The 1,580-nt window shown below is 54.9% G+C and carries 1 rRNA gene; it reads right to left on the bottom strand.

The annotated features are described in order from the left end of the window. Positions 1–12: 12 nt before the first annotated feature. A 16S ribosomal RNA gene (locus ACT3XD_RS19515) occupies positions 13–1,547 on the bottom strand. Positions 1,548–1,580: the final 33 nt, after the last annotated feature.

Below are 1,580 nucleotides of genomic sequence, written 5' to 3'. Positions count from 1 at the left end.
TGACGCATCGTTTAAGGAGGTGATCCAGCCGCAGGTTCCCCTACGGCTACCTTGTTACGACTTCACCCCAGTCATGAACCACACCGTGGTGATCGCTTTCCCGAAGGTTAAGCTAACCACTTCTGGTGCAGTCCACTCCCATGGTGTGACGGGCGGTGTGTACAAGGCCCGGGAACGTATTCACCGTGACATTCTGATTCACGATTACTAGCGATTCCGACTTCACGGAGTCGAGTTGCAGACTCCGATCCGGACTGAGACCGGCTTTCTGGGATTGGCTTACTTTCGCAAGTTCGCAACCCTTTGTACCGGCCATTGTAGCACGTGTGTAGCCCTACCCGTAAGGGCCATGATGACTTGACGTCGTCCCCACCTTCCTCCGGTTTGTCACCGGCAGTCTCCTTAGAGTTCCCACCATTACGTGCTGGCAAATAAGGACAAGGGTTGCGCTCGTTACGGGACTTAACCCAACATTTCACAACACGAGCTGACGACAGCCATGCAGCACCTGTCTTACAGTTCCCGAAGGCACCCCGGAATCTCTTCCGGGTTCTGTAGATGTCAAGGGTAGGTAAGGTTCTTCGCGTTGCATCGAATTAAACCACATGCTCCACCGCTTGTGCGGGCCCCCGTCAATTCATTTGAGTTTTAACCTTGCGGCCGTACTCCCCAGGCGGTCGACTTATCGCGTTAACTTCGCCACAAAGTGCGCTAGGCACCCAACGGCTGGTCGACATCGTTTACGGCGTGGACTACCAGGGTATCTAATCCTGTTTGCTACCCACGCTTTCGCACCTCAGTGTCAGTATCAGTCCAGAAGGCCGCCTTCGCCACTGGTATTCCTCCCGATCTCTACGCATTTCACCGCTACACCGGGAATTCTACCTTCCTCTCCTGTACTCTAGCTTGACAGTTCCGGATGCCGTTCCCAGGTTGAGCCCGGGGCTTTCACAACCGGCTTATCAAGCCACCTACGCGCGCTTTACGCCCAGTAATTCCGATTAACGCTTGCACCCTCCGTATTACCGCGGCTGCTGGCACGGAGTTAGCCGGTGCTTCTTCTGCGAGTGATGTCTTTCCAGGGAGGTATTAACTCCCTGGCGTTCTTCCTCGCTGAAAGTGCTTTACAACCCGAAGGCCTTCTTCACACACGCGGCATGGCTGGATCAGGGTTGCCCCCATTGTCCAATATTCCCCACTGCTGCCTCCCGTAGGAGTTCGGGCCGTGTCTCAGTCCCGATGTGGCTGATCATCCTCTCAGACCAGCTACGGATCGTCGCCTTGGTGGGCCATTACCCCACCAACTAGCTAATCCGACATAGGCTCATCCGATAGCGCGAGCCGAAGCCCCCTTTCTCCCGTAGGACGTATGCGGTATTAGCCTGGGTTTCCCCAGGTTATCCCCCACTATCGGGCAGATTCCTATGCATTACTCACCCGTCCGCCGCTCGTCAGCGTCTAGCAAGCTAGACCTGTTACCGCTCGACTTGCATGTGTTAAGCCTGCCGCCAGCGTTCAATCTGAGCCATGATCAAACTCTTCAGTTTAAAATCATTGTGATTCTTACTCGTTACCCGAAG

It is taken from the genome of Halomonas sp. AOP7-B1-5, assembly GCF_052353045.1.
Taxonomy (GTDB): Bacteria; Pseudomonadota; Gammaproteobacteria; order Pseudomonadales; family Halomonadaceae; genus Vreelandella; species Vreelandella colorata.
Note: the sequence above shows the minus strand (reverse complement) of the source record. Positions and strands in the feature narration are given on the sequence as shown.